Raw genomic sequence first — 26,360 nt, forward strand, 5'->3', positions numbered from 1 at the left:
TATGGAGTACCGGTCGTCTTCTGTTGATATTTATACGGAATGGGACATTGTTGCTGCTCGTCAACTTGGTCGCAATGAAGCGAAAAAGCTGGGGTTCGGGACTGTCGACCAAGCACGTATTACGACAGCGATTAGTGAGTTGGCCCGAAATATTTATTTGTATGCCGGGAAAGGAAAAATAGAAATTACATGTATTCATAAAGATGATGCAACTGGCATCTCAATCATCGCCTCTGATGAAGGACCAGGCTTTCCGGATGTCAGAAAAGTGATGGATGATGGCTTTACCACGTCCGGTGGGCTAGGTGCTGGCATGCCTGGCGTACGGAGATTAATGGATGATTTTAATATCGTGACGAAGCGAGGAGTTGGAACAACAATCACTGCGATTAAGTGGATCAGATAGATGGGGTGACAGAGAATGCCACAAGAAATAGAAAAACATTATAAAGAAATTTTGAAGCAGTATATTCAAGATCAAAATGAAAAAGATCTTTATTCCGGCCAAAAATTTAGTCGACAATTTATCGAGAAGGAAATATCACCTGAGGAAGTCATCGGCATTCATAAAGCATCACTAAAAGAATTGTTTCCGGAAGCTTCAGAAAAGCTATGGCATTCTTTTGACTTTCTAATTGAAATGATGATTCATTACGGTCTCGCATTGCAAGAACATCAAAGTTTAATTCGAAAGCAAGAAGAAATGGAAATGGAAATGAAAATCGCCGCACAAGTTCAAAATACATTGCTGAAAACGAAGGTACCTAACTTTCCGTGTCTAGATATTGGTTTTTTAACAATCCCTGCCAAGCAAATGAGCGGTGATTATATCTATTTTTTAAATGAAGATCCTAATACCGCCAGTGTAGCAGTAGCGGATGTAATTGGAAAAGGGATTCCTGCAGCGCTATGTATGTCGATGATTAAGTTTGGCATGGATAGTATGCATTATGAAAGTGCAAGCCCAGGAATTGTTTTGGAGATTGTGAACAGAATCGTAGAAGATAGTATCGATGATTCTATGTTTATTTCAATGTTTTATGGGAAGTACAATGCGGACGAATCGGTTTTTTCATATGCATCTGCGGGGCATGAGCCTGCCTTGTTATATCAGGCGGCTGAAGGTGGATTTGTTGAATTGGATGCAGAGGGCTTATTGCTCGGTATCAACCGAAGCGTCCATTATGAAGAGCGTTCTGTTCAACTTGAAAAGGGCGATTTCGTTGCAATTATGACAGATGGTGTAACAGAAACGAGAACGAATGCAGGATTTATCGATGAAAGATTAATTCGTTCTCTTTTGGAAAGTGTGAAAGATAAGCCGGCACAGGAAATGGCTGATACGGTTTATCAACATCTCGGTGAATTGCAAAACTTTCAACTACATGATGATTTTACGATTGTGATTTTTAAGAAGGAAGATAAATAGGTTTAAACTAATTTTATAAGGGTATTGATTTATTCATGTGATTTTACGAAGTTAGCGAAGTGTATTTGCTAAGTGAACGTTTTATCATTTTTATTTTGATGTCCTAAAGTTTAAATTTCAAGAAGAATTTACAGTTCAAGCAATTTCATCCATCATATAAAACTTAGATAATAGAAAGGTTCGTGGTGTGGAGATGAATTTACAAGTAGAATTGTCCAAAGAAGATCTTGTTCATTATTTTAAGGTAATTGGAGAAGTAGACGCATTTACAGCGCCTGTTTTAAAAGAAAGGCTAGTTTCTGTACAAGATATCCCTGGTTTACAGGCGGAAATTGATTTATCAGAAGTAGATTATATAGATAGTACAGGTCTTGGGATTTTCATTGGTTTTTATAAAGCCTTAAAAGGAAAAGAAGGCTATGTGAAAATGACAGGCGTGAATGCACGTCTCAAACGTCTTTTTGAAATAACGGGTATTGATAAGATTATCGATATTGAGGTGGAAGAAGGTGGAAGTCGCGATGCAACCGTATGATTATATTGAAATGAAAGTTCCTGCAAAAGCACAATATGTCGGAGTTACTAGATTGGCAATTTCTGGCCTCGCTAGCCGAGTAGGGTTTACATTTGATGAAATTGAGGACTTGAAAATTGCATCCAGTGAAGCGGTTACAAATGCCGTCGAACACGCTTATAAAGGTGAAGAGGGAGAAGTGGTTGTCGGATGTGCCCTCTTTGAAGATAAAATTGAAATAATGATTGCGGATAATGGCAGCAGTTTTGATTTTGAAGAAACGAAAAAAAATGTCGGACCCTATAACGACGAAGAAGAAGTACAGTTCCTTAGGGAGGGTGGTCTAGGGCTATACCTCATGGAGTCGCTCATGGATGAAGTGAAAGTCCACCATGAGGAGGGGGTAACCATTCTCATGACGAAATATCTAGGTGGAGAGCAGGTGGATAAGGATGTCAGAACAGTCACCTACTAAATCCAGTACGAAGGATGAAGTACTTCTCTGGATTAAGCGATATCAAGAGACGCAAGATGAAGAGGCACAAACGAATTTGGTGTTAAATTATGAGCGTCTTGTCCAATCACTTGCACGAAAATATTCTAAAGGAAAACCTTATCACGAAGATTTAGTGCAAGTGGGCATGCTTGGTCTACTAGGCGCCATTAGAAGATATGATGCTTCGTATGGGCGGAGTTTTGAGGCATTTGCTGTTCCAACCATTATCGGAGAAATTAAACGCTTTATGAGAGATAAAACGTGGGCGATTCACGTTCCTAGAAGAATTAAAGAGCTAGGCCCTAAAATAAAAGCTACAGTAGAAACGTTAACAGTAGACTTACAACGTTCCCCACTGATTCATGAAATTGCAGAGTATCTTGATGTTGATGAAGAAGCCGTATTAGAAGCGATGGAGATAGGGAGGAGTTATCAGGCGCTTTCCATGGACCATGCGTTGGATGCGGACTCTGAAGGCGGTACTGTCACACTATTTGATTTAGTAGGGACACCGGATGATGGGTATGAAACAACAGATCAACGCTTGCTTGTTGCAGATGCCCTTGTCGTTCTCACGGATCGAGAACGACAAATCATTCAATATACGTACATGGATCAAATGAGTCAAAAGGAGGCTGGTGAACTTCTAGGCATTTCCCAAATGCATGTCTCTAGACTTCAACGTAAGGCGATTCGGAAATTACAAGAAAAAATTTCAGAGACTCCTGGTGGTGTATCTGGTTGATAGAAATACAAACGGATTATGTAGAAGCTTGCGTTTATCATAGACCGAAATATGGTAACGAGGAATCGGGTGATGCTTATTTTATTCATACGGAAGAGGATTATTTGATTTTTGCAATCGCAGATGGTTTAGGGAGCGGACCTTTCGCGCGCCAATCGGCAGAAATCATCCCGGATGTGTTAGCAGAATACCATCACGAGTCACTTGATGAACTATTAAATCGATGTAACGAATATATGATTCAAAAACGTGGGGCAGCTGTTGCCATTGTGAAAGTAGATTTTAAAGATAAAACAATACAATATAGTTGTGTGGGTAATGTTCGATTTTACATATGGCAAAATGATGAGAAAATGATTTATCCGCTCCCTGTAATGGGGTATTTATCGGGAAGACCGTTGAAGTTGAATACCCAAATATACTCATATTATCCAGGAGACCGATTTATCCTTCACTCTGATGGCATTGAACTACGAAGTCCTACATCATTATTGAAAAATGCATGTTGTACATTTGAAGTGTATGAAAATGTTGTTGGCAAAACAAACGCTGACGATGATGCAACGTTTATTACAGGAGACCTGCTTCGTTAAATGCGGAGCGGGTTTTTGTGTTAATATAGATTCAACATGGAAAGGTGGTTAGCGCATGGATCATATTTTAAAACTTACTGCGGAACGAGCAGAAGTTCCTGTAAAGCAAACAGAAAAAGTAATCGCGCTTCTTGAAGAAGGTAATACTGTCCCATTTATTGCGAGATATCGTAAGGAAGCTACTGGTTCTCTTGATGAAGTGCAAATTAAAAATGTCGAGGATGCTTATCAATATATAACCGGGCTTGAACAACGAAAAGAAGAAGTTCTCCGTATTATTGAGGAGCAAGGAAAACTTGACGATGCGTTAAAGAAGAAGATTGTTGCGGCAACTGTACTTCAAAGGGTTGAAGACTTATATAGACCTTTTATGCAGAAGAGACGAACGCGGGCAACGATTGCAAAGGAAAAAGGATTAGAGCCGTTGGCGGCAACATTGCTCGAATTTCCATCGACTTCACTCGAGGTGTTAGCCCAGCCGTTTGTGAATGAAGAGAAAGAAGTGCTTACGATTGAAGATGCACTAGCTGGGGCGCGTGATATTATTGCGGAAAATATAGCAGATGATGCGGCAATTCGTGAAACGATTCGAAAATTTGCTTGGTCCGACGGTAAAATCACTTCAACCATTAGGAAAAATGCAGAGGACGACAAAAAGGTCTTCGGAAATTATTACGAATACGAAGAACCGGTTAAAAGAATTGTCCCTCATCGTACGTTAGCGTTAAACCGCGGTGAGAAGGAAAATGTTTTGCGGATTGGGGTAGCGTTTCCTGAAGAGCGGATTATTGGCAATATGGAAAGAACAGTTATTCGTAAAGGACATGTCCCGGCGGCCGGGGAAGTTAAAGAAGCGATAACGGATGCGTTTAAAAGGCTCATTGCACCGTCAATTGAACGAGAAATCCGTTCGGCCCTTACTGAAAAAGCTGAAGAACAAGCAATTCATGTGTTCTCGGAAAACCTGAAGAGCTTACTACTTCAACCGCCATTGAAGGGCAATGTTGTGCTCGGTGTAGATCCTGCATTTCGTTCCGGTTGTAAGTTAGCGGTTGTGGATGAAACTGGTAAACTTCATGAGGTATCGGTGATTTATCCGCATCCACCAAAACCAAATAAAGAAAAGTCCAAGCAAATGGTGTTGGGCCTGCTAAAAAAGTATCCGATTTCCATTATTGCAATCGGGAATGGAACAGCTTCTCGTGAAACGGAGAAGTTTATCGCGGATTGCTTAAAAGAAGCACAGTCAGAAGTTGCTTATGTCATCGTAAATGAGGCGGGAGCGAGTGTCTACTCAGCATCTGAATTAGCAAGACAAGAATTTCCAGAGTTACAAGTCGAAGAAAGAAGTGCGGTTTCAATTGCGCGTCGATTACAAGACCCTCTATCCGAACTCGTGAAAATCGATCCAGGTTCAGTCGGCGTCGGTCAATACCAACATGACGTTGCGAAGCGTAAATTATCCGATTCGCTCACTTTCGTTGTGGAAACAGCGGTCAATAGAGTTGGGGTTAACGTGAACACAGCCTCTTCCTCTCTTTTACAATACGTATCAGGGCTATCGAAAACAGTAGCTGAAAACGTCGTTAAATTGCGTGAGGAAAATGGTCTCTATGCGAAACGAAGCGACTTGAAAAAAGTCCCGAGACTGGGCGCTAAAACGTATGAGCAAGCTATTGGGTTCTTACGTGTACCAAATGCAAAAGATCCATTTGACGCAACAGGCATCCACCCGGAAAGTTATAAAGTTGCAGAGGAAATTTTAAAGAAGATTGACGTTAAAAAAGAATCACTTGGCACAGATGAGGCAGTACAAGCACTTACTCAATTAAATGTAAATGAGTTGGCAAAAGACCTTGAAGTTGGTGCTGTGACCATTAAAGACATAATTGAAACTTTACAAAGGCCGAATCGAGATCCGCGAGATGATTACCCGCAACCTTTATTAAAGGCAGATGTTTTGGATATGAAAGACTTGCATGAAGGGTTAGAAATGCAAGGAACAGTTCGGAACGTCGTTGATTTTGGTGCGTTTGTAGACATTGGGGTTTCAGAAGATGGACTAGTTCATATATCTAAATTGAAAAAAGGTTTTGTAAAGCACCCATTAGATGTAGTGTCTTCTGGCGATATTGTTACCGTATGGGTTGAGGCAGTAGATAAAGAAAAAGGTCGAATCTCATTGACGATGTTGCCGCCAAAGAAAGTTGAGCAATAATTGACTGTTGAAATGCTAGATCAAGACTTACAAAAGCTTGTTGAAACGATATCAAATGAAGTGTTTAAGAAGCCGTTTCTTCATCAAGCGATGCATAATCATCGATTACGCACAACAGGTGGGCGATATATGTTGGGAGATCATTCGATTCAAATTAACCCGCTTGTGCTTCCGTTACATGGGATGGAAGAGTTAATCGGCGTGATTAAACATGAATTATGCCACTATCATCTTCATTTGGAAGGGAAAGGCTATCAACATCGCGATCAAGACTTTAAAGAATTATTGGCCAAGACATCTTCTCCAAGGTATTGTAAACCTCTGGCGCAAAGAAACAAACGAACGACAACCTTTCATATTTATGAATGCAAGTTGTGTAAGCTGCAATACAAAAGAAAAAGACGTATGGACATTGCAAAGTATCGTTGTGGAAAATGTTCCGGGGAAATCATTAAAGTCAAATCGATATCGACATAACGTTGGAATAGATCATATTCCAACGTTTTTTGTGGGAATTAATAGATCTGAGACCGCAAAGGGATGAAGATTTAGGTGAGGCATCTGAAGGGAATGCTACAATTGTAAATCATAAACGAGCTTGTTTTTCTGAAACAATAGTAGAGATTCAATAGTAATTAGAGAAATTAATATGCCTGTATTTACATATATAATAGAAGGAACTTTTCAGTTGTTGAGGTACTAAGAGATTGAATAAAAAGAATTCATTAAAACTGTTGACGAAAACAAGAAACCTGTCTATAATCGTAAGAGTCGGTTCAAGAAACGACATAATTCGCTAAAAAAAGACTTGCAAGAAGTAAGGTCTTCATGTTACACTGATAACATCACGGCCCCTTGGTCAAGCGGTTAAGACACCGCCCTTTCACGGCGGTAACACGGGTTCGAATCCCGTAGGGGTCATAAGTATTTTAAGAAACTTATGAAAGAACGTATAGAATCTTGTCGATTGTCTACAATATGGCAAGTGATGAGTTCAAGAGTGCAGTTCTCTGAAATACTGAATGGATACGGCTGACGCTGTAGTGTGCGTCACGATTTCGAAATAGTGGGGTATAGCCAAGCGGTAAGGCAACGGACTTTGACTCCGTCATTCGTTGGTTCGAATCCAGCTACCCCAGCCAATTCTTATAAAACATCGATTATAAGCGTCACGCGAAAGTGAATCTAATTCAATTTCGTATTCGGTTTAATTGAGCCATTAGCTCAGTTGGTAGAGCATCTGACTTTTAATCAGAGGGTCACAGGTTCGAATCCTGTATGGCTCACCAGTTTTTAAAAAAGATTTACAAAAGCTGTTGACAAGTTCATAGGATAATGTATAATAGAACTTGTTGCTAAAACAACGCGGTAGTGGCGGAACGGCAGACGCGCTAGGTTGAGGGCCTAGTAGGGGTTAACCCTGTGGAGGTTCAAATCCTCTTTACCGCACCATACTACTTTGTTGAACAATTAAGAATCAAATGGATAACGCTTTTTATAAAGCGCCCGTAGCTCAATTGGATAGAGCGTCTGACTACGGATCAGAAGGTTGTGGATTCGAATTCTTCCGGGCGCGCCAATAACAAACAACATAATATTATATAATTACATCATGCGGGTGTAGTTTAATGGCAAAACCTCAGCCTTCCAAGCTGATGATGAGGGTTCGATTCCCTTCACCCGCTCCATTTTATTAAATTAACATATGAACCTTGAAAACTGAACAGCAAAACGTCAAGATATAACAACTATAAGTCAACTTGTTGGTTTATAGAGATGAATCTTCGGATTCAAAGATGGACATCTTAAATGATTCCAGCAAAGAAATCGAGCTAATCGAATTTCTCTATTATGGAGAGTTTGATCCTGGCTCAGGACGAACGCTGGCGGCGTGCCTAATACATGCAAGTCGAGCGAACAGAAGAGGAGCTTGCTCCTCTGACGTTAGCGGCGGATGGGTGAGTAACACGTGGGCAACCTGCCCTGTAGTTGGGGATAACTCCGGGAAACCGGGGCTAATACCGAATAATTAGTTCCTTCGCATGAAGGAACTCTGAAAGACGGCTATGCTGTCACTACGGGATGGGCCCGCGGCGCATTAGCTAGTTGGTGAGGTAACGGCTTACCAAGGCGACGATGCGTAGCCGACCTGAGAGGGTGATCGGCCACACTGGGACTGAGACACGGCCCAGACTCCTACGGGAGGCAGCAGTAGGGAATCTTCCACAATGGACGAAAGTCTGATGGAGCAACGCCGCGTGAGCGAAGAAGGTTTTCGGATCGTAAAGCTCTGTTGTGAGGGAAGAACAAGTACAGGAGTAACTGCCTGTACCTTGACGGTACCTCATTAGAAAGCCACGGCTAACTACGTGCCAGCAGCCGCGGTAATACGTAGGTGGCAAGCGTTGTCCGGAATTATTGGGCGTAAAGCGCGCGCAGGCGGCCTTTTAAGTCTGATGTGAAAGCCCACGGCTTAACCGTGGAAGGTCATTGGAAACTGGAAGGCTTGAGTACAGAAGAGGAAAGCGGAATTCCACGTGTAGCGGTGAAATGCGTAGAGATGTGGAGGAACACCAGTGGCGAAGGCGGCTTTCTGGTCTGTAACTGACGCTGAGGCGCGAAAGCATGGGGAGCAAACAGGATTAGATACCCTGGTAGTCCATGCCGTAAACGATGAGTGCTAAGTGTTAGGGGGTTTCCGCCCCTTAGTGCTGGAGCAAACGCATTAAGCACTCCGCCTGGGGAGTACGGCCGCAAGGCTGAAACTCAAAGGAATTGACGGGGACCCGCACAAGCGGTGGAGCATGTGGTTTAATTCGAAGCTACGCGAAGAACCTTACCAGGTCTTGACATCCCGCTGACCGGTATAGAGATATACCTTTCCCTTCGGGGACAGCGGTGACAGGTGGTGCATGGTTGTCGTCAGCTCGTGTCGTGAGATGTTGGGTTAAGTCCCGTAACGAGCGCAACCCTTGACCTTAGTTGCCAGCATTCAGTTGGGCACTCTAAGGTGACTGCCGGTGACAAACCGGAGGAAGGTGGGGATGACGTCAAATCATCATGCCCCTTATGACCTGGGCTACACACGTGCTACAATGGACGGTACAGAGGGTTGCCAACCCGCGAGGGGGAGCTAATCCCATAAAACCGTTCCCAGTTCGGATTGCAGGCTGCAACTCGCCTGCATGAAGCAGGAATCGCTAGTAATCGTGGATCAGCATGCCACGGTGAATACGTTCCCGGGTCTTGTACACACCGCCCGTCACACCACGAGAGTTTGTAACACCCGAAGTCGGTGGGGTAACCCTTTTGGGAGCCAGCCGCCGAAGGTGGGACAGATGATTGGGGTGAAGTCGTAACAAGGTAGCCGTATCGGAAGGTGCGGCTGGATCACCTCCTTTCTAAGGATATTTAACGGAATGAAGAGAAAGTTCTCTTCAACTTGACGTTTTGCGTTCAGTTTTGAGGGTTCATTCATTTGAACTTTCATTACTTGTTCTTTGAAAACTGGATAAAACGACATTGAAATAAACACAAATGTAGTAATGTATGAATCAATTGTTGTATATCGCTATACAGCATTGGTTTTAAGGTTAAGTTAGAAAGGGCGCACGGCGGATGCCTTGGCACTAGGAGCCTATGAAGGACGGCACTAACACCGATATGCTCTGGGGAGCTGTAAGTAAGCTTTGATCCAGAGATTTCCGAATGGGGAAACCCACTGTTCGTAATGGAGCAGTACATATACGTGAATACATAGCGTATATGAGGCACACCCGGAGAACTGAAACATCTAAGTACCCGGAGGAAGAGAAAGAAAATCGATTCCCTGAGTAGCGGCGAGCGAAACGGGAACAGCCCAAACCAGGAAGCTTGCTTCCTGGGGTTGTAGGACACTCTATACGGAGTTACAAAGGAATGCATTAGATGAAGCGGCCTGGAAAGGTCTGCCATAGTGGGTAATAGCCCCGTAATCAAAAGTGTATTCTCTCCAGAGTGGATCCTGAGTACGACGGAACACGTGAAATTCCGTCGGAATCCGGGAGGACCATCTCCCAAGGCTAAATACTTCCTAGTGACCGATAGTGAACCAGTACCGTGAGGGAAAGGTGAAAAGCACCCCGGAAGGGGAGTGAAATAGATCCTGAAACCGTGTGCCTACAAGTAGTCAGAGCTCGATGCTGTTTCTTCGGAAACAAGCTGAGTGATGGCGTGCCTTTTGTAGAATGAACCGGCGAGTTACTGATTACATGCAAGGTTAAGCAGAGAATGCGGAGCCGCAGCGAAAGCGAGTCTGAATAGGGCGTTTTAGTATGTAGTCGTAGACCCGAAACCAGGTGATCTACCCATGTCCAGGGTGAAGGTAAGGTAACACTTACTGGAGGCCCGAACCCACGTATGTTGAAAAATGCGGGGATGAGGTGTGGGTAGCGGTGAAATTCCAATCGAACCTGGAGATAGCTGGTTCTCTCCGAAATAGCTTTAGGGCTAGCCTCAAACGTTAGAATCTCGGAGGTAGAGCACTGTTTGGACTAGGGGCCCATCCCGGGTTACCGAATTCAGACAAACTCCGAATGCCGATGATTTTTGTTTGGGAGTCAGACTGCGGGTGATAAGATTCGTAGTCGAGAGGGAAACAACCCAGACCACCAGTTAAGGTCCCCAAGTATTCGTTAAGTGGAAAAGGATGTGGCGTTGCCCAGACAACCAGGATGTTGGCTTAGAAGCAGCCACCATTTAAAGAGTGCGTAATAGCTCACTGGTCGAGTGGCGCTGCGCCGAAAATGTACCGGGGCTAAACGAATCACCGAAACTGTGGATTGACACCTTTGGTGTCAGTGGTAGGAGAGCGTTCTAGGGGCGTCGAAGCTAGACTGTAAGGACTAGTGGAGCGCCTAGAAGTGAGAATGCCGGTATGAGTAGCGAAAGAAGGGTGAGAATCCCTTCCACCGAATGCCTAAGGTTTCCTGAGGAAGGCTCGTCCGCTCAGGGTTAGTCGGGACCTAAGTCGAGGCCGAAAGGCGTAGACGATGGATAACAGGTTGATATTCCTGTACCACCTCCCCGCCGTTTGAGTAATGGGGGGACGCAGTAGGATAGGGTGAGCGCACGGTTGGTAATGTGCGTCTAAGCAGTGAGGTGTGAAACGAGGCAAATCCCGTTTCTATAACATTGAGCTGTGATAGCAAGGGGAATTTTCCCCGGAGTCCCTGATTTCACGCTGCCAAGAAAAGCCTCTAACGAGGCGGGAGGTGCCCGTACCGCAAACCGACACAGGTAGGCGAGGAGAGAATCCTAAGGTGATCGAGAGAACTCTCGTTAAGGAACTCGGCAAAATGACCCCGTAACTTCGGGAGAAGGGGTGCTCTGATAGGGTGTTAAAGCCCGAGAGAGCCGCAGTGAATAGGCCCAGGCGACTGTTTAGCAAAAACACAGGTCTCTGCAAAACCGTAAGGTGACGTATAGGGGCTGACGCCTGCCCGGTGCTGGAAGGTTAAGGGGAGAGGTTAGCGCAAGCGAAGCTTTGAACCGAAGCCCCAGTAAACGGCGGCCGTAACTATAACGGTCCTAAGGTAGCGAAATTCCTTGTCGGGTAAGTTCCGACCCGCACGAAAGGCGTAACGATCTGGGCACTGTCTCAACGAGAGACTCGGTGAAATTATAGTACCTGTGAAGATGCAGGTTACCCGCGACAGGACGGAAAGACCCCGTGGAGCTTTACTGCAACCTGATATTGAATTCTGATGCAGTCTGTACAGGATAGGTAGGAGCCTTTGAAACCGGAGCGCCAGCTTCGGTGGAGGCATTGGTGGGATACTACCCTGACTGTATTGGAATTCTAACCCATGCCCCTTAGCGGGGTAGGAGACAGTGTCAGGCGGGCAGTTTGACTGGGGCGGTCGCCTCCTAAAGAGTAACGGAGGCGCCCAAAGGTTCCCTCAGAATGGTTGGACATCATTCGTAGAGTGCAAAGGCATAAGGGAGCTTGACTGCGAGACCTACAAGTCGAGCAGGGTCGAAAGACGGGCTTAGTGATCCGGTGGTTCCGCATGGAAGGGCCATCGCTCAACGGATAAAAGCTACCCCGGGGATAACAGGCTTATCTCTCCCAAGAGTTCACATCGACGGGGAGGTTTGGCACCTCGATGTCGGCTCATCGCATCCTGGGGCTGTAGTCGGTCCCAAGGGTTGGGCTGTTCGCCCATTAAAGCGGTACGCGAGCTGGGTTCAGAACGTCGTGAGACAGTTCGGTCCCTATCCGTCGCGGGCGCAGGAAATTTGAGAGGAGCTGTCCTTAGTACGAGAGGACCGGGATGGACATACCGCTGGTGTACCAGTTGTCTTGCCAAAGGCATAGCTGGGTAGCTACGTATGGACGGGATAAATGCTGAAAGCATCTAAGCATGAAGCCCCCCTCAAGATGAGATTTCCCATTACGTAAGTAAGTAAAATCCCTCAAAGATGATGAGGTTGATAGGTCCGAGGTGGAAGCATGGCGACATGTGCAGCTGACGGATACTAATCGATTGAGGACTTATCCTTAAATACATGACAATTTGTGTCATTCAATGTTTTGTTTATCCAGTTTTGAGCGAACAAGCTCAATAGTTTGGTGGCGATAGCGAAGAGGTCACACCCGTTCCCATACCGAACACGGAAGTTAAGCTCTTCAGCGCCGATGGTAGTTGGGGTTAGCCCCTGCAAGAGTAGGACGTTGCCAAACTTTTTATTAACTTTGAAATATAAGTTGTATTACATAATTAGGTCCCGTGGTGTAGCGGTTAACATGCCTGCCTGTCACGCAGGAGATCGCGGGTTCGATTCCCGTCGGGACCGCCATTAATTTAAAAATTTATAACCGATTTCGGGATTTATTCCGGAATCGGTTTTTTGTGTATATAAAAGAAAAATCAATAATAAGTAGCTATACTTTCGAATCACTAACGTTTTCGATACACTAAAGAAAAGTGGAGGAAATTAATATGAAACAAGAAATTAAAGTTCATAGCCTAGCTGAGACAGAAATGTTTGCTAGCAAGTTAGCGCCTCTTCTGGCTCCTCCAGATGTCATCACACTTGAAGGTGACTTAGGGGCTGGGAAAACGGCATTTACACAAGCCCTGGCAAAAGCGCTAGGTATACAAAGGACAGTCAGTAGTCCAACGTTTACGATTATGAAACAATACGAAGGGAAGTATCCTTTTAACCATTTAGATGTTTATCGACTAGCGGGAAGTGATGAGGATCTCGGTTGGGATGAAATCTTTTATGGAGATGCAATTTCTGTTGTTGAATGGGCACATTTAATAGAAGAAGATTTACCGGCAGAGCGATTAGAAATTCAGATAACCCGAGACGGAGAAGATCGTCGAACGATTACGCTTTTGCCAAAAGGAAAACGATATGAAAAATTGTGTGGGGAGCTAGAAATATGATTTGGCTAGGAATTGATACTTCAAATACACCGCTTTCTGTAGCAATTGTGAAAGATGGTCAAGTACTCACTGAGGAAAATACATCTATGCCCGTAAACCATTCATTGCGTGCGATGCCTGCAATTGAAGAAGTATTTACAAAGGCAAACCTGTCTCCCGCGGATATCGATGCCATTGCGGTTTCTGAGGGACCAGGTTCATACACCGGTGTGCGAATCGGTGTAACGATAGCAAAAACGCTTGCGTGGACATTGAATAAACCGCTCGTTGGCGTTTCGAGCATGAAAGTGCTTGCGATGAATGGTCTATTTTTTAATGGCCTGATTTGTCCAATTGTAGATGCGAGAAGAAAAAATGTATATGCGGGTGTTTATCAATCAAAGAATGACAAGCTCACCTCTGTCATTGAAGATGGGCACTATTCTCTAGAAGATTTATTAGAAAGACTTCAAACTTATGATAGGCCGATTTTATTTGTTGGGAAAGATGTCGCGATGCATGAAGCGCAATTAGTTGAAAGTTTGCAGGAACGGGCAGTGATTGCACCGTTTTCATTTAATCTCCCACGCGCATCTTCTTTAATTTATACTGCGCAGCAAGTGGAACTTAATAAAGAGGTCCATCATTTCGTACCTGAGTATCATCGAATTGCCGAAGCTGAGGCAAATTGGTTGAAGGCGCAAGGGAAGGATTAAGGCAATGATTGACGTGATAAATTATAGAGTAATGACGGAGCAAGATATACCTGACGTTGTCAAAATTGAAGAAGAAGCATTTGCAACGCCTTGGACTGCAGAGATTTTTGAGCACGAAATGAAAGGAAACAATTACGCGCATTACATCGTGGCAACGGACGGGGAAGAGGTTATCGGACATTGCGGCATGTGGATTGTGCTGGATGAGTGTCATATTACGAATATTGCAGTGTTAAAGCGTTACAGAGGCAATGGAATTGGAGAACAATTGTTGCGTGAAGGCATTAAGCTTTGCCGTAATCTCGACGTTCGACTCATGACATTAGAAGTTCGTGTCAGCAATGAGGTTGCCCAGAATATGTACCGAAAACTCGGATTTCAAGATGGTGGAATCCGGAAAAACTATTATACGGACGATCGTGAAGATGCGCTCGTCATGTGGGTGGAGTTATGATGAAAAAAGATCAATATATAATAGGGATTGAAACGAGTTGTGATGAAACGGCGGCTTCTATTGTTAAAAATGGAACGGAGATTGTTTCAAATGTTGTGGCTTCACAAATTGAGAGTCAGAAAAGATTTGGTGGTGTCGTACCGGAAATAGCTTCTCGTCACCATGTAGAACAAATTACGATTGTCATTGAGGAAGCTTTGCAACAAGCCAAATTGCAACCGAGTGATTTAGATGCAGTAGCTGTGACAGAGGGGCCTGGATTGGTTGGGGCGCTTCTCATCGGCATTAACGCAGCGAAAGCATTTGCATTTGCACATCAGTTGCCGATTATTGGCGTGCATCATATTGCGGGGCATATTTATGCGAACCAACTTGTCCAACGTATGGAGTTTCCGCTACTGGCACTGATTGTTTCAGGCGGGCATACAGAGCTTGTCTTAATGAAAGAGCATGGTTCATTCGAGTTAATTGGTGAAACACGTGATGATGCAGCTGGGGAAGCTTATGATAAGGTTGCGCGGGTGTTGAACCTTCCGTATCCAGGTGGTCCAGAGATCGACCGTTTGGCGGCTGAGAGCGATGATGAGATTGAGTTTCCAAGAGCTTGGCTAGAGCCAGATTCTTACGACTTTAGTTTTAGCGGATTAAAATCTGCAGTCATTAATTATAAACATAATCTAGAGCAGCGCGGGGGCACTGTTAATCCAGCGCATATGGCAGCTGGTTTTCAAAATAGTGTCGTAGATGTCTTAACGACTAAAACCAAAAAAGCGGCAGAACAATATGAAGTGAAACAAGTGATTGCGGCTGGCGGTGTAGCGGCGAATAAACAGTTACGTACTTCACTGACTGAAGCTTTTTCAGAATTAAATATTCCGTTTTATGTCCCACCAATTTATCTCTGTACAGATAACGCAGCGATGATTGCAGCAGCAGGCGCGTCTATGTATGAGAATGGTGTTCGGAGCGATTTATCAATGAATGGAAGACCGGGAATGGAGCTTGTTTCTTGGTCGAAATAAACGAACGCGTAAGTTGTTAAGTTTAGACAACTTACGCGTTTTTAATATTTCTTACAATGGAATTGTCAAGAGGAACATTCGTACTTATGCACACTTTGTGGATAAGTTGTTGATAAGAATCTGATAACTTAATTTAATTACGGTTATAAATGGATAACTTTGTGTATAACTCATTGTATTGTTGTGGATAGTGTGGAAAACATCATTGAATTACCGTGATTACTATATTCATAGTGTGGATAAGATTGTGGAAATAGTATCGGCAGAAATTGAATAGAATTTACGAGTTTCGACAAAAAATGATAAATCGTTCACTAAAATGAACTGGTTCATTTTAGTGAACGATCTAGTTTTAGGAGAAGTTTTCGAGTTGTTCTTGAAGATCCAACCAATTTTCAGCCTCGCTATCATGCTTTTCCTGTAATGCATCAATTTCAGCTTGAATTTCCATTAATTTTACATGGTCATCAGCGTAGTCTGGGTTTGATAGTTCGGTTTCAAACTCAGCGATTTTTTCATCGAGGGAAGCGATTGTTTTTTCTGCTTCTTCTATGGCTCTCGTGATTCTTCTAAGCTGTCTTTTTTCTTCTCGGTTTAGTTCTTCTTGTACTTGCTGGACTTTGTTAGATGTCACTTGAAGCAGATTGTCTTTTTCCGCTTGGATTTCAGCCAGTTCCTGCTTCTTTTCAACGAAGTAATCATAGTCCCCTAGATACTCTAGAGCGCCATTTTCGTTTAGGTCAATCACTTTTGTTGCGATTCGGTTAATAAAATAACGGTCATGGGAAACGAATAGGATTGTCCCAGGAAAATCATCAAGCGCATTTTCAAGGATTTCTTTGCTATCTAGATCTAAATGGTTGGTCGGCTCGTCTAAAATTAGCGTGTTTGATTGTTGAAGCATTAGTTTAGCGAGTGCCAGTCTAGCCTTTTCACCGCCGGATAATGTGGAAACATGTTTATTCACATCATCGCCTGAAAAAAGGAAGCGACCCAGGATGCCGCGAATGTCTTTTTCATTCATCATCGGCCAGTCACGCCACAGCTCTTCTAATACGGTGCTATTGCCTGTAAGAGATGCTTGTTCTTGGTCGTAATAGCCAAATTGTACATTTGTACCGTACCGTATATCACCTGCAAGTGGTTGATGCTTATTAACGATTGTTTTGAGTAGGGTTGATTTCCCAACACCATTTGGTCCAATAATCGCAATGCGTTCTCCGCGATAAACATGGATATTCAGGTTTTTCGATACTGGACCTTCCTCATAACCAATGGAGAGATTGTCGATGGCCAATACATCATTGCCACTTTGGCGACCAATTGGAAAGGTAAAACTTGCCGATTTTTCATCTCCATCGGGGGACGCCATCCATTCGGTTCTTTCCAACATTTTACGTCTGCTTTGTGCCATTTTAGACGTGGATGCACGGGCGATATTTCGCTGGATAAAATCCTCCATCCTCGCTCTCTCGCTCATTTCTCTTTCATATTGCTTCCTATCACGTTCGTAATTACGTGCTTTTTCAGTGAGATAGGCACTGTAATTGCCGTGATATTTGGTCATTTTTGTTCTGGAGATTTCGTATACGATCGTCACGATTTCATCGAGAAAGTATCTATCGTGAGAAACAACAAGAAGTGCCCCTTCATATCCAACTAAATACTTTTCTAACCAACTAAGCGTTTCGATATCTAAATGGTTGGTTGGCTCGTCTAGTATTAATAGATCCGGTTTACTGAGGAGCATTTTTGCCAGGGCCAATCGTGTCTTTTGCCCGCCTGATAAAGTATTTACATTTTTGTCAAAGTCCTCTTGATAAAAACGCATACCGTGTAAAACTGAACGTGTATCCGATTCATATTGATAGCCGTTCGCATTTTTAAACTCTGTTTGAAGGGCATCATACTCGTTCGTGACACGCATAAATTCATCCGGATTGGAATAAACAGCAGGATCCGCCATCGTTTCTTCGAGCGCACGAATACGTTTCTCCATAACTTGGAGCGGTTCGAAAACAGTCATCATCTCGTCCCAAATCGTTAAGGATGAATCGATTCCAGAATGCTGTTCAAGATAACCAATCCGCGTATCTTTAGGAACGATAATATCTCCTGTATCGGCGCTCATTTCACCCGCAATAATTTTTAATAGGGTGGACTTCCCAGCTCCATTTCTTCCGACGAGTGCAATGCGATCACGACTTCGAACTTCCAATTGGATATTTTCTATTATATTCAAACCTGAAAAGGATTTCGTTAATCCATTCACTTGTAATACGATCATTTTATTACACCTCTATTCAATTATAGTCTAATTGAATCGCATGCAGCGTGCAATGCACAACTTTACAATAATCGACATTTCTTGTACGATAGAATAGGTGAGGAGTACGTCGAGGAGGTTTAGCATGATAGATGAGACATCAAGAATCCCGCAAGCGACTACAAAAAGATTGCCTCTTTATTATCGATTTTTACAAAACTTCGCGAACGCAAATAAGACACGTGTGTCTTCTAGCGAATTAAGCGAGGCGATGAAAATTGATGCGGCTACAATTCGAAGAGATTTTTCGCATTTTGGTGCGCTCGGTCGTAAAGGATATGGATATGATGTGCAATATTTACTTGATTTTTTTCGTAAAACATTAGATCAAGATGAAGTAACAGATGTTGCGCTTATCGGGGTTGGTAGTTTAGGAACCGCTTTCTTAAAGTATAATTTTCACAAAAATCATAATACACGTATTATCATGGCGTTTGACCCAAGGACACCTGAAGATGGGATGATAAACAGTGGAATTCCTATGTATCATTCGGATCAGATGGCCGAAAAAATAAAGGAACGTGGCATTGAACTTGCAATTTTAACAGTTCCTGCTGACGTTGCCCAAGATGTGACAAATGAACTTGTAGATATTGGGATTAAAGGGATACTGAATTTTTCCCCAGTACGTCTGTCAGCGCCCGATTCTGTTCGAGTACATACGATTGATTTGTCAGTTGAATTGCAAACACTTATTTATTTTATGAAAAACGACGTCAAACAGTCACAATTGTAATGGCTTACACATAGCATCCTAAGTAGTTTTCCTGTATTATAGAGAATACAGTATAGTTCGAAAAATGTTCTTTCAACTAGGAGGTGTCGTCATGATAGGAGTACCAAGTTTAATCCTTATCGGAGTTGTTGCGTTACTTATATTTGGACCTAAAAAGTTACCTGAAATTGGAAAAGCATTTGGTTCATCTTTACGCGAATTTAAAAACGCAACAAAAGGACTTACCGATGACGAGGAGCCAAAAAATAAAGATGATAAGAAGTAAGTAAGGATGTTAGTCCGATGTCGAATGAAAAACAATTAACCATCATTGAACATATAGATGAGCTAAGAAAACGGCTGATGGTCATCGTCGTTTTCTTTGTGATTGCATTGGTAGGTGGTTTTTTTATTGCCAAACCGCTTATCCAGTATCTTCAGTACACTGAAGAGGCAAAAAGTTTAACGTTAAACGCATTTAATGTCACAGATCCGATTTTGATTTATTTAAAAGTCATTGTGATTGTCTCGTTTATCCTTATTTCGCCAGTGTTATCATATCAGTTATGGTCATTTGTGAGTCCGGGGCTTCATGAGAAAGAGCGCAAAGTCACATTAAGTTATATTCCGTTTGGGTTTTTACTATTTCTTGGCGGTATATCATTTTCCTACTTTATACTATTTCCTTATATCATGAAGTTTACGATGGCTTTAGCAAATGAGCTTGATATCACACAAACACTAGGGATTAATGAATATTTTAATTTTCTTATTCAAATTACGATTCCTTTTGGTCTCATATTTCAAATGCCGATTCTTACTTTATTTTTAACACGATTAGGTATTTTAAATCCTACGATTCTAGTTAAGGTTAGAAAGTATGCGTTTTTCGTTTTATTTGTCATAGCGGCTATTATAACGCCACCTGATTTATTTTCACATTTATTTGTGACGGTACCATTATTTTTACTGTATGAAATTAGTATACTCATTTCTCGAATTGGTTATCGAAAATATTTGAAGGCTGAACAACAGCGTCAAATTGAAGAAATAAATGAATAAAAAAACTTCCTTCCCAAATAAGAGAAGGAAGTTTTTTTATTGGAAAAAGGCAATCACGGATTGTTGTAGTTTTTGAAGTTCCATAATTTTGTCGTAGTTGAGTTGGATAACCACGACGAATCCATTCATCATGAAGTGCCCGATAATCGGTGCCAGTAATCGCTTTGTTTTGTAATATACAAAAGAGAATACAAGAGCAGGTGCCATATAAATAAGCGTATGTTCTAATTCGTTATGGACAACCGCAAATACAAGCGCGCTAATCATTGCAGCGATGATAAAGTTTGTTTTTTGATACAGCCCACCGAATAATATGCGTCTGAAAATCAGTTCTTCTAAAAGTGGTGCAAAAATGACCATTGATACGATAATGATTGGCGAAACTTTCGCAATGTCTGAAAGGAGTGCGGTATTATCTGAACCTGGTTCGATTCCAAATAAAGTCATTTCAATCATGCCAGCAATCATTTGTCCGAATAGCGCAAGGAAGAAGCTGATAATTCCCCAGACAATTGTCATACCGATTGAGGCAGGTTTTCCATCAAAAATTTTGAAGAAATTCTTTTTGCGGAAGAAGAGTATGTAAAAAACAATGGCGGCTAATAAGTTCGTTGTGAATAAAGACCAGGCAAAACCATGGTATTTTGCTTCTTTTGCAGAAAGGGCCGCATCGCCATTAAAATATTGTGTTAATGGACTTGCAAGCGCGACACTTGCTAGTTGCATAATAATATATGTCAAAATTAAATACAGATAAATTTTCCAGTTTTTCAAGTTGAAACATCCTTTCAATCATCACTCTTAATTATTTTATCCTTTTTATAGGAGGGAAGCAAAGGGGAGTGATGATTACTTATATCAAATTCATAATAAAAACTTGTCGAAATTTGTATTGGCGCCTTTTACTTGCAAATTTCTTTGATGTTTATTATGATGATAATTGTGTGTTAGCACTCGCGTTGATTGAGTGCTAAAATATAAGTTATCATTTTGAGGAGGTTGTTTCACTTGTTGAAACCATTAGGTGACCGTATCGTAATTGAATTGGTTGAGGCTGAAGAAAAAACGTCAAGTGGGATTGTATTACCAGATTCTGCTAAAGAGAAACCGCAGGAAGGGAAAGTAATCGCTGCAGGTACAGGACGCGTCCTTGAAAATGGCCAGCGTATCGACTTAGAAGTAAAAGAAGGCGATCGGATTATCTTCTCAAAGTATTCCGGCACTGAAGTAAAATATGAAGGAAACGAATATTTAATCCTACGTGAAACTGACGTTTTAGCAGTTATTGGCTAATTTTTATTCGAAAACCACACGTATAAATTCAGGAGGGAATTATATAAATGGCTAAAGAAATTAAATTTAACGAAGATGCACGTAGCGCAATGCAACGTGGTGTTGATACATTAGCAAATACAGTAAAAGTAACACTTGGACCAAAAGGACGTAACGTAGTTCTTGAGAAAGCTTTTGGTTCTCCATTAATTACAAATGATGGTGTAACGATTGCTCGTGAAATCGAGCTTGAAGATAAATTTGAAGATATGGGTGCAAAGCTTGTTTCTGAAGTTGCATCTAAAACAAACGAAATTGCTGGTGACGGAACGACAACAGCTACAGTTCTAGCGCAAGCAATGATTAGCGAAGGACTTAAAAACGTAACTGCAGGTGCAAACCCAGTAGGGATCCGTAAAGGAATTGAAAAAGCAGTTGCAGCAGCAGTTGAAGAGCTAACTGTGATTTCTAAACCAATCGAAGAAAAAGAATCAATTGCACAAGTTGCAGCAATTTCTTCAGGCGATGAAGAAGTAGGTACGTTAATTGCAGATGCAATGGAGCGTGTTGGTAACGACGGCGTTATTACAATTGAAGAGTCAAAAGGCTTCACAACTGAGCTAGACGTTGTTGAAGGTATGGAATTTGACCGTGGTTATGCATCGGCATACATGGCGACAGATACGGACAAAATGGAAGCTGTATTGGACAACCCATACATTCTAATTACAGATAAGAAGATTACGAACATCCAAGAAATCCTACCAGTTCTTGAGCAAGTTGTTCAACAAGGTAGACCAATTCTTCTAATCGCAGAAGATGTTGAAGGTGAAGCACTTGCAACACTTGTTGTCAACAAACTTCGCGGAACATTTAACGCAGTAGCGGTTAAAGCACCTGGATTCGGTGACCGTCGTAAAGCTATGCTTGAAGACATCGCAATTCTAACAGGTGGAGAAGTAATTACAGAAGATCTAGGTCTAGATCTAAAAGAAACGCAAATTACACAACTTGGAACAGCTGCGAAAGTTGTTGTGACAAAAGACCACACAACAATTGTTGAAGGTGCTGGAGACACAGCTCGAATTGAAGGCCGTGTGAACCAAATCCGTACACAACTTGAAGACACAACTTCTGAGTTCGACAAAGAAAAACTTCAAGAGCGTCTTGCGAAATTAGCAGGCGGAGTTGCGGTAATTAAAGTAGGTGCAGCGACTGAAACTGAGTTGAAAGAGCGTAAACTTCGTATCGAAGACGCACTGAACTCAACACGTGCAGCGGTTGAAGAAGGAATCGTTTCAGGTGGAGGAACAGCACTGATTAACGTTTACAAGAAAGTTGAAGAGCTTAACGAAACTGAAACAGGTGATGTAGCAACAGGTGTGAACATTGTTCTACGTGCACTTGAAGAGCCAGTTCGTCAAATTGCGAACAACGCTGGACTTGAAGGTTCAATCGTTGTAGATCGTCTAAAGCGCGAAGAAATCGGTATTGGTTTCGATGCAGCTGAAGGCGACTGGGTCAACATGATGGAAGCTGGTATCGTGGACCCAACAAAAGTTACACGTTCAGCACTACAAAATGCAGCATCTGTTGCAGCAATGTTCCTGACGACAGAAGCAGTTGTTGCAAACCTGCCTGAAGAAAATGCTGGCGGAATGCCGGATATGGGCGGCATGGGCGGCATGCCAGGAATGATGTAAGGAAAACGCTAACCCCCTTTATTAAGATGGACTAGCGCGTACTTTATCATCTAGTGGTCATTTAATTTTCATGATCACTTCGACATTCATTTTAAATTAAGAAGGCCTTTCATCAATTCATTGAATTGGTGAAAGGCCTTTTTAAAATTAGGATTCTTCCATATTGTTATCTCCGATGTTGGCTTCACGGTTTGCCCACCTATTATTGGCCTAAGACCATCCCACCAACACGAGCTTGTTACAAATGTCTTTTAATTTGTGTGAGCACTGCTGTAGCGAGTTCGTTTGTATCTGTAAAGTTTCTTGAATCGATGGGATTAGAATAGTGAACATGAACCTTTGCTGGTGTACACTTGCCCTTCTTTCCTGTCAATTTGTAAGAATCCTTTAAGGTCACGGGAATGACTTTGACCCCCGATTTAATCGCAATTCGTAAACTACCCGGCTTAAAGCTTCCCATTTTAGGGCCTTTACTTCTAGTCCCCTCTGGAAAAACTGCTATTGAATTACCTGATTTTAAACCTTCTATTGCTTGGTTAATCGCCTTTAGGGAACTACGAGCGTTATCCCTGTTAATAAACACGCATCCTCGTTCTTTCATCCAATAGCCCAACATCGGAATTTTCTCCATTTCTTTTTTAGCAACAAAAGCCATTGTCTGAGGAGCTGTTGAATACAAAATGGGAATATCCATATTACCTTGATGATTGCTAACATATAACACTGGTTCATCTAAAGGGATATTTTCTGTTCCTGTTACGACGAGGTCGGCGCCCGAGATTTTAATTAGGTTTTTGGTACACTTTAAAATGATTTTATCCATCAGTTTTAATTTATCTTTGTTCTTACCTGCTTTGTTTAATTTATTTATAGTAAATGATTTGTTTGCATTACTTAAAATATAACCCCAAAGGTATCCTTGAAATACTAGCGTGCGCATTTTTATTCCTCTTCTCAATCATATTTAATCTATGGTAATTATAAATGACATGAGTAGATTTAATAAGTTATAAATGTCACTTGTTTTAGCTTGTAAATGTCACATTAGGAGGTTTGGATGTACTGATAAGTTACGCCCAAGTCACTTGACTAAACTAGAAATGACTCGTATAATTTAAAAGACTGATTAGTCGGAAGAGAAACAATTTAAAGTAAAAGGGGGTAGGGATGATCAGTACAGAATGCATTGTTGAGGCATCAGTGAAATATCTGAAACGGGTGAGGATAACTAAAATGCAGCCGTAAAGATTTTTTCAGAACCAGGTACTCATGGAACAACGAAGGGAATAGTATCTTTGGGGGAGAAGCTCTTCCTTCGATGAGAACAATGGCTGTGCGATTATCCTGAGAACCAAATTCAAAGGGGGATGATTTGGCGTTTTTAAGATTTCACGGGAATGTGTACGTTGGGAGTATGTGGAAGCAGGCATTCGTTAGAAAACATCACCTTAGAAAAATAGATAGATAATCAGAATTGAACCATTAAAGACTCTTTTACATAAAGAGTTTTCTTACAGTCAACAGACAACTAACCAGTTAGTACCTATGCAGTTCCACGCCAAAATAGCGTTCTAGGACAAGCTATCAAAAATTAGGATTGGAGAAATGATGCATTAGGTCTGAAGAAAACCGATAGGGAACGAAGGGGATGTGTTCATTTGAAAGAGGAAAAATATGTCATGACGGACGAGCCTTATGAAACAATTGACATTAAGAAATTACCAAAATTAGATGATAAAACTAGATACAGTCTTAGATCGGAATTTATAACCGGATTATCGCTATCGATTGTTTACTTTATCTTTATTTTTTCCGTTCCAGCATTAAACTGGTTTAAACCGGATTGGGCATTTGCAAAAATGTTTGGCGGCATGTCTTATAGCTGGTTTTTAACGACACTTGTCGCGATGGCGATGGCTTTTATTATTGCTTATCTTCACACGAAGCTTTATGAAAGATGGGAAATGAAAAGTTTACAAGCAAATCTGAAGGAGAAGAAGGAAAAAAGTATACAGGCCAGTCTTTTGGATAATAAGGAGGAAGTGCTAAGTGCACAAGTAAGTAAGGAGGAATCGGTTCTATGATGCAACTATTATTGGATCCGAAATACCTTTTTACAATCCTATTATTGGGAACGATTGTCTATATTACGTACTTATCAAAAAAGAACGAAAGTGCGAGTGACTTCTTTGTAGGTGGTCGGGGTTTCGGCTGGTTTACAAATGGTTCGGCAATTGGCGGGGATTATTTAAGTGCCGCAACCTTTCTAGGGTTGGCGGGATTAACTTTTGCCATCGGTTATGATGGCGCTTTTTATACGTTTAGCTTTACGATTGGATTAACACTTTTGGCACTATTTATTGCGGGGCCGTTACGAAAATTCGGCGCTTATACCGTTGCCGATTTTGTTGCCTACCGTTTTCATAGTAAGAGAGCGAGAATAGTAGCCGTCATCGTTGTTCTTGCTATATCAGGTTTTTATGCGGCACCGCAATTACTTGGCGCTGCTCAAATTTTAAGCATGTTTTTTGGGACATCCTATGAATTTGGCATCATCTTTACAAGTGTTGTCATGATTTTCTATGTCGGGGTTGGTGGTATGAAGGGGACAACCATTAACCAGGCGTTGGAGCTTTGGATTCGTTTCTTTGCTTTTGTTCTAATGGTAGCTGCCGCGATTTACGGAGGATTCCATTACCAGAAAATCCTGACTGCAATTAGTGAGTTTAGTGGTACTGTATTTGGCACAGGAGCTTATACAACAGATGGAAAAGATGTTGTATTTGACGGAGAGACTTGGGCAAAAGCTGGGGCATTCAATCCAAACTTTTGGCATTCCGCTTCGATGCTAATCGGGCTTTCACTAGGTACACTCGGACTTCCGCATATATTGCTACGTTTTTACACGAATCCAGATGCGAAGGCTGCTCGTAAGTCAGCTGTAATGGCGATTGGAATTGCTAGTTTGTTTTTCGCTTTCGCCATTTATCTTGGTGTTGTTGGACGGGCAATCTTTTTGGATGGAAACGCAAGCCCTGAGGTCATGCAAAACCTAGTTACCGGCGGGGACAATATGGTCATCCCATCGATTGCAACTGCACTAGGTGGAAAATGGATGCTTGGATTTGTAATTGCCGGAGCATTTGCCGCAGTATTTTCAAACTTATCCGGGTTATTCATTGCAAGTTCAGGGGCAATCGCGCACGACTTATATGCAAAGTTTTCAAAAAAGGAATTATCGCAGAAACAGCGGGTATTTGCCGCAAAATTATCGATTGTTTTCCTCGGTGTTTTTTACGGAGTCCTTGGTTTATTGGTAAAAGAGGCATCGATTGGACATCTTGTTGCCCTCGCATTTACTGTTGGGGCAAGCACATTCGCACCTATTTTCATCCTCGGCATTTGGTGGCGTGGAATCACTGAAAAAGGCGCGATTGCGGGTCTAATCGTCGGATTTGCCGTTTCCATGTTTATGATTTTCTTTTCGTCGGTATTACCGGAAGTATTACAATTTAGGGTGCCGGGTATTATTACTGTGCCGATTGGCTTCTTAACTGTTTATATTGTTTCCTTAATAGACGGTAAAGTACCAGCAGACGTGAATGCATTTATGCGTAAGGTACATGCAAGTGAGGAATCAGTATAAATTTATTAAAGCAATCCGACCTTATTTAAGGTTG

The 26,360-nt window shown here is 42.1% G+C and carries 22 protein-coding genes, 7 tRNA genes and 3 rRNA genes; 29 read left to right on the forward strand and 3 right to left on the reverse strand.

Annotation, left to right across the window (positions count from 1 at the left end; genetic code table 11):
- Position 1: 1 nt before the first annotated feature.
- The 22 genes from BI350_RS03010 (at position 2) to tsaD (ending at position 15,602) form a co-directional block, all read left to right on the forward strand.
- Entirely contained in the window at positions 2-406 is a 405-nt protein-coding gene (locus BI350_RS03010; RefSeq protein WP_075526786.1) for an anti-sigma regulatory factor, read from the forward strand.
- A 15-nt stretch (positions 407-421) separates the two neighbouring features.
- Positions 422-1,429: a PP2C family protein-serine/threonine phosphatase gene (locus BI350_RS03015; RefSeq protein ID WP_075526787.1), complete on the forward strand. Its 1,008-nt coding sequence runs from the start codon at positions 422-424 to the stop codon at positions 1,427-1,429.
- Positions 1,430-1,622: 193 nt separating this feature from the next.
- Positions 1,623-1,964, forward strand: coding sequence for an STAS domain-containing protein (locus BI350_RS03020; RefSeq protein WP_075529209.1), 342 nt, complete (start codon positions 1,623-1,625; stop codon positions 1,962-1,964).
- A complete protein-coding gene (gene rsbW, locus BI350_RS03025) occupies positions 1,951-2,418 on the forward strand; it encodes an anti-sigma B factor RsbW (RefSeq protein WP_075526788.1) in 468 nt (155 codons plus the stop codon). The genes BI350_RS03020 and rsbW overlap by 14 nt, the downstream gene beginning before the upstream one ends.
- Positions 2,396-3,184, forward strand: a complete 789-nt coding sequence (gene sigB, locus BI350_RS03030; protein WP_075526789.1) for an RNA polymerase sigma factor SigB — start codon at positions 2,396-2,398, stop codon at positions 3,182-3,184. The genes rsbW and sigB overlap by 23 nt, the downstream gene beginning before the upstream one ends.
- Positions 3,181-3,777, forward strand: a complete 597-nt coding sequence (locus BI350_RS03035) for a PP2C family serine/threonine-protein phosphatase (protein ID WP_075526790.1) — start codon at positions 3,181-3,183, stop codon at positions 3,775-3,777. The genes sigB and BI350_RS03035 overlap by 4 nt, the downstream gene beginning before the upstream one ends.
- A gap of 55 nt (positions 3,778-3,832) precedes the next feature.
- Positions 3,833-5,995, forward strand: coding sequence for a Tex family protein (locus BI350_RS03040; protein ID WP_075526791.1), 2,163 nt, complete (start codon positions 3,833-3,835; stop codon positions 5,993-5,995).
- Positions 5,996-6,007: 12 nt separating this feature from the next.
- Positions 6,008-6,472 carry a SprT family protein gene (locus tag BI350_RS03045; RefSeq protein ID WP_075529210.1) on the forward strand — a complete coding sequence of 155 codons (465 nt, stop codon included), beginning with the start codon at positions 6,008-6,010 and terminating at the stop codon, positions 6,470-6,472.
- 372 nt (positions 6,473-6,844) lie between these two features.
- Positions 6,845-6,916: transfer RNA gene (locus BI350_RS03050), tRNA-Glu, on the forward strand.
- Positions 6,917-7,062: 146 nt separating this feature from the next.
- A tRNA-Gln gene (locus tag BI350_RS03055) sits at positions 7,063-7,137 on the forward strand.
- A gap of 71 nt (positions 7,138-7,208) precedes the next feature.
- A tRNA-Lys gene (locus tag BI350_RS03060) sits at positions 7,209-7,284 on the forward strand.
- Between the two features lie 76 nt (positions 7,285-7,360).
- Positions 7,361-7,447, forward strand: a tRNA-Leu gene (locus BI350_RS03065).
- A 50-nt stretch (positions 7,448-7,497) separates the two neighbouring features.
- Positions 7,498-7,574 (forward strand) — tRNA-Arg (locus BI350_RS03070).
- Positions 7,575-7,609: 35 nt separating this feature from the next.
- Positions 7,610-7,683 (forward strand) — tRNA-Gly (locus BI350_RS03075).
- Positions 7,684-7,843: 160 nt separating this feature from the next.
- A 16S ribosomal RNA gene (locus BI350_RS03080) occupies positions 7,844-9,396 on the forward strand.
- 190 nt (positions 9,397-9,586) lie between these two features.
- Positions 9,587-12,538 (forward strand): 23S ribosomal RNA (locus BI350_RS03085).
- Between the two features lie 66 nt (positions 12,539-12,604).
- Positions 12,605-12,719, forward strand: a 5S ribosomal RNA gene (gene rrf / locus BI350_RS03090).
- The 16S, 23S and 5S rRNA genes sit together here with 7 tRNA genes alongside, the layout of an rRNA operon.
- A gap of 40 nt (positions 12,720-12,759) precedes the next feature.
- Positions 12,760-12,835 (forward strand) — tRNA-Asp (locus tag BI350_RS03095).
- Between the two features lie 143 nt (positions 12,836-12,978).
- On the forward strand, positions 12,979-13,431 hold the full coding sequence (gene tsaE, locus BI350_RS03100; RefSeq protein ID WP_075526792.1) for a tRNA (adenosine(37)-N6)-threonylcarbamoyltransferase complex ATPase subunit type 1 TsaE: 453 nt from the start codon (positions 12,979-12,981) through the stop codon (positions 13,429-13,431).
- Positions 13,428-14,126, forward strand: a complete 699-nt coding sequence (tsaB, locus tag BI350_RS03105) for a tRNA (adenosine(37)-N6)-threonylcarbamoyltransferase complex dimerization subunit type 1 TsaB (protein WP_075526793.1) — start codon at positions 13,428-13,430, stop codon at positions 14,124-14,126. Before tsaE ends, tsaB begins: the two co-directional genes overlap by 4 nt.
- A 4-nt stretch (positions 14,127-14,130) precedes the next feature.
- A complete protein-coding gene (rimI, locus tag BI350_RS03110; RefSeq protein ID WP_075526794.1) occupies positions 14,131-14,580 on the forward strand; it encodes a ribosomal protein S18-alanine N-acetyltransferase in 450 nt (149 codons plus the stop codon).
- Complete coding sequence (gene tsaD / locus BI350_RS03115; RefSeq protein WP_075526795.1) at positions 14,580-15,602, forward strand: tRNA (adenosine(37)-N6)-threonylcarbamoyltransferase complex transferase subunit TsaD; 1,023 nt, start codon at positions 14,580-14,582, stop codon at positions 15,600-15,602. Before rimI ends, tsaD begins: the two co-directional genes overlap by 1 nt.
- A gap of 352 nt (positions 15,603-15,954) precedes the next feature.
- Here the strand turns inward: tsaD and BI350_RS03120 are convergent, their stop codons facing one another.
- Entirely contained in the window at positions 15,955-17,889 is a 1,935-nt protein-coding gene (locus BI350_RS03120; protein ID WP_075526796.1) for an ABC-F family ATP-binding cassette domain-containing protein, read from the reverse strand.
- A gap of 124 nt (positions 17,890-18,013) precedes the next feature.
- Here BI350_RS03120 and BI350_RS03125 point away from each other — a divergent pair, with 124 nt between their 5' ends.
- The 3 genes from BI350_RS03125 to tatC all read left to right on the forward strand — a co-directional run bounded on the left by BI350_RS03125 (position 18,014) and on the right by tatC (position 19,705).
- The gene (locus BI350_RS03125) at positions 18,014-18,664 is read left to right on the forward strand and encodes a redox-sensing transcriptional repressor Rex (RefSeq protein ID WP_075526797.1); all 651 of its coding nucleotides are present in this window, start codon (positions 18,014-18,016) and stop codon (positions 18,662-18,664) included.
- A 91-nt stretch (positions 18,665-18,755) separates the two neighbouring features.
- Positions 18,756-18,929: a twin-arginine translocase TatA/TatE family subunit gene (locus BI350_RS03130; protein WP_075526798.1), complete on the forward strand. Its 174-nt coding sequence runs from the start codon at positions 18,756-18,758 to the stop codon at positions 18,927-18,929.
- A gap of 17 nt (positions 18,930-18,946) precedes the next feature.
- On the forward strand, positions 18,947-19,705 hold the full coding sequence (tatC, locus tag BI350_RS03135; protein WP_075526799.1) for a twin-arginine translocase subunit TatC: 759 nt from the start codon (positions 18,947-18,949) through the stop codon (positions 19,703-19,705).
- Between the two features lie 36 nt (positions 19,706-19,741).
- Here tatC and BI350_RS03140 read toward each other — a convergent pair whose 3' ends face one another.
- Positions 19,742-20,479: a CPBP family intramembrane glutamic endopeptidase gene (locus BI350_RS03140; protein WP_082294944.1), complete on the reverse strand. Its 738-nt coding sequence runs from the start codon at positions 20,477-20,479 to the stop codon at positions 19,742-19,744.
- A 234-nt stretch (positions 20,480-20,713) separates the two neighbouring features.
- Between BI350_RS03140 and groES the strand changes: the two genes are divergently transcribed.
- The gene (gene groES / locus BI350_RS03145; protein ID WP_075526801.1) at positions 20,714-20,998 is read left to right on the forward strand and encodes a co-chaperone GroES; all 285 of its coding nucleotides are present in this window, start codon (positions 20,714-20,716) and stop codon (positions 20,996-20,998) included.
- A 47-nt stretch (positions 20,999-21,045) separates the two neighbouring features.
- Complete coding sequence (gene groL, locus BI350_RS03150; protein ID WP_075526802.1) at positions 21,046-22,680, forward strand: chaperonin GroEL; 1,635 nt, start codon at positions 21,046-21,048, stop codon at positions 22,678-22,680.
- A gap of 238 nt (positions 22,681-22,918) precedes the next feature.
- On the opposite strand, the gene BI350_RS03155 is transcribed toward groL, so the two are convergent.
- Positions 22,919-23,620, reverse strand: a complete 702-nt coding sequence (locus BI350_RS03155; RefSeq protein WP_075526803.1) for a lysophospholipid acyltransferase family protein — start codon at positions 23,618-23,620, stop codon at positions 22,919-22,921.
- A 718-nt stretch (positions 23,621-24,338) separates the two neighbouring features.
- Between BI350_RS03155 and BI350_RS03160 the strand changes: the two genes are divergently transcribed.
- A complete protein-coding gene (locus BI350_RS03160; protein ID WP_075526804.1) occupies positions 24,339-24,764 on the forward strand; it encodes a hypothetical protein in 426 nt (141 codons plus the stop codon).
- A complete protein-coding gene (locus tag BI350_RS03165) occupies positions 24,761-26,326 on the forward strand; it encodes a sodium/solute symporter (RefSeq protein ID WP_075526805.1) in 1,566 nt (521 codons plus the stop codon). Before BI350_RS03160 ends, BI350_RS03165 begins: the two co-directional genes overlap by 4 nt.
- The last annotated feature ends 34 nt before the right edge of the window (positions 26,327-26,360 follow it).

The sequence above is a fragment of the Sporosarcina ureilytica genome (genome assembly GCF_001753205.1).
Classification (GTDB): Bacteria; Bacillota; Bacilli; order Bacillales_A; family Planococcaceae; genus Sporosarcina; species Sporosarcina ureilytica.

Bases quoted from the DNA above. Each gene is read 5' to 3' on its own strand.
- tsaD (WP_075526795.1), top strand. From the start codon at position 14,580: ATGAAAAAAGATCAATATATAATAGGGATTGAAACGAGTTGTGATGAA.
- BI350_RS03120 (WP_075526796.1), bottom strand. From the start codon at position 17,889: ATGATCGTATTACAAGTGAATGGATTAACGAAATCCTTTTCAGGTTTG.
- BI350_RS03165 (WP_075526805.1), top strand. From the start codon at position 24,761: ATGATGCAACTATTATTGGATCCGAAATACCTTTTTACAATCCTATTA.
- tatC (WP_075526799.1), top strand. From the start codon at position 18,947: ATGTCGAATGAAAAACAATTAACCATCATTGAACATATAGATGAGCTA.
- tsaE (WP_075526792.1), top strand. From the start codon at position 12,979: ATGAAACAAGAAATTAAAGTTCATAGCCTAGCTGAGACAGAAATGTTT.
- groL (WP_075526802.1), top strand. From the start codon at position 21,046: ATGGCTAAAGAAATTAAATTTAACGAAGATGCACGTAGCGCAATGCAA.
- BI350_RS03040 (WP_075526791.1), top strand. From the start codon at position 3,833: ATGGATCATATTTTAAAACTTACTGCGGAACGAGCAGAAGTTCCTGTA.
- tsaB (WP_075526793.1), top strand. From the start codon at position 13,428: ATGATTTGGCTAGGAATTGATACTTCAAATACACCGCTTTCTGTAGCA.
- BI350_RS03125 (WP_075526797.1), top strand. From the start codon at position 18,014: ATGATAGATGAGACATCAAGAATCCCGCAAGCGACTACAAAAAGATTG.
- BI350_RS03010 (WP_075526786.1), top strand. From the start codon at position 2: ATGGAGTACCGGTCGTCTTCTGTTGATATTTATACGGAATGGGACATT.
- BI350_RS03155 (WP_075526803.1), bottom strand. From the start codon at position 23,620: ATGCGCACGCTAGTATTTCAAGGATACCTTTGGGGTTATATTTTAAGT.
- BI350_RS03045 (WP_075529210.1), top strand. From the start codon at position 6,008: ATGCTAGATCAAGACTTACAAAAGCTTGTTGAAACGATATCAAATGAA.
- BI350_RS03015 (WP_075526787.1), top strand. From the start codon at position 422: ATGCCACAAGAAATAGAAAAACATTATAAAGAAATTTTGAAGCAGTAT.
- BI350_RS03020 (WP_075529209.1), top strand. From the start codon at position 1,623: ATGAATTTACAAGTAGAATTGTCCAAAGAAGATCTTGTTCATTATTTT.
- BI350_RS03130 (WP_075526798.1), top strand. From the start codon at position 18,756: ATGATAGGAGTACCAAGTTTAATCCTTATCGGAGTTGTTGCGTTACTT.
- rsbW (WP_075526788.1), top strand. From the start codon at position 1,951: ATGCAACCGTATGATTATATTGAAATGAAAGTTCCTGCAAAAGCACAA.
- sigB (WP_075526789.1), top strand. From the start codon at position 2,396: ATGTCAGAACAGTCACCTACTAAATCCAGTACGAAGGATGAAGTACTT.
- rimI (WP_075526794.1), top strand. From the start codon at position 14,131: ATGATTGACGTGATAAATTATAGAGTAATGACGGAGCAAGATATACCT.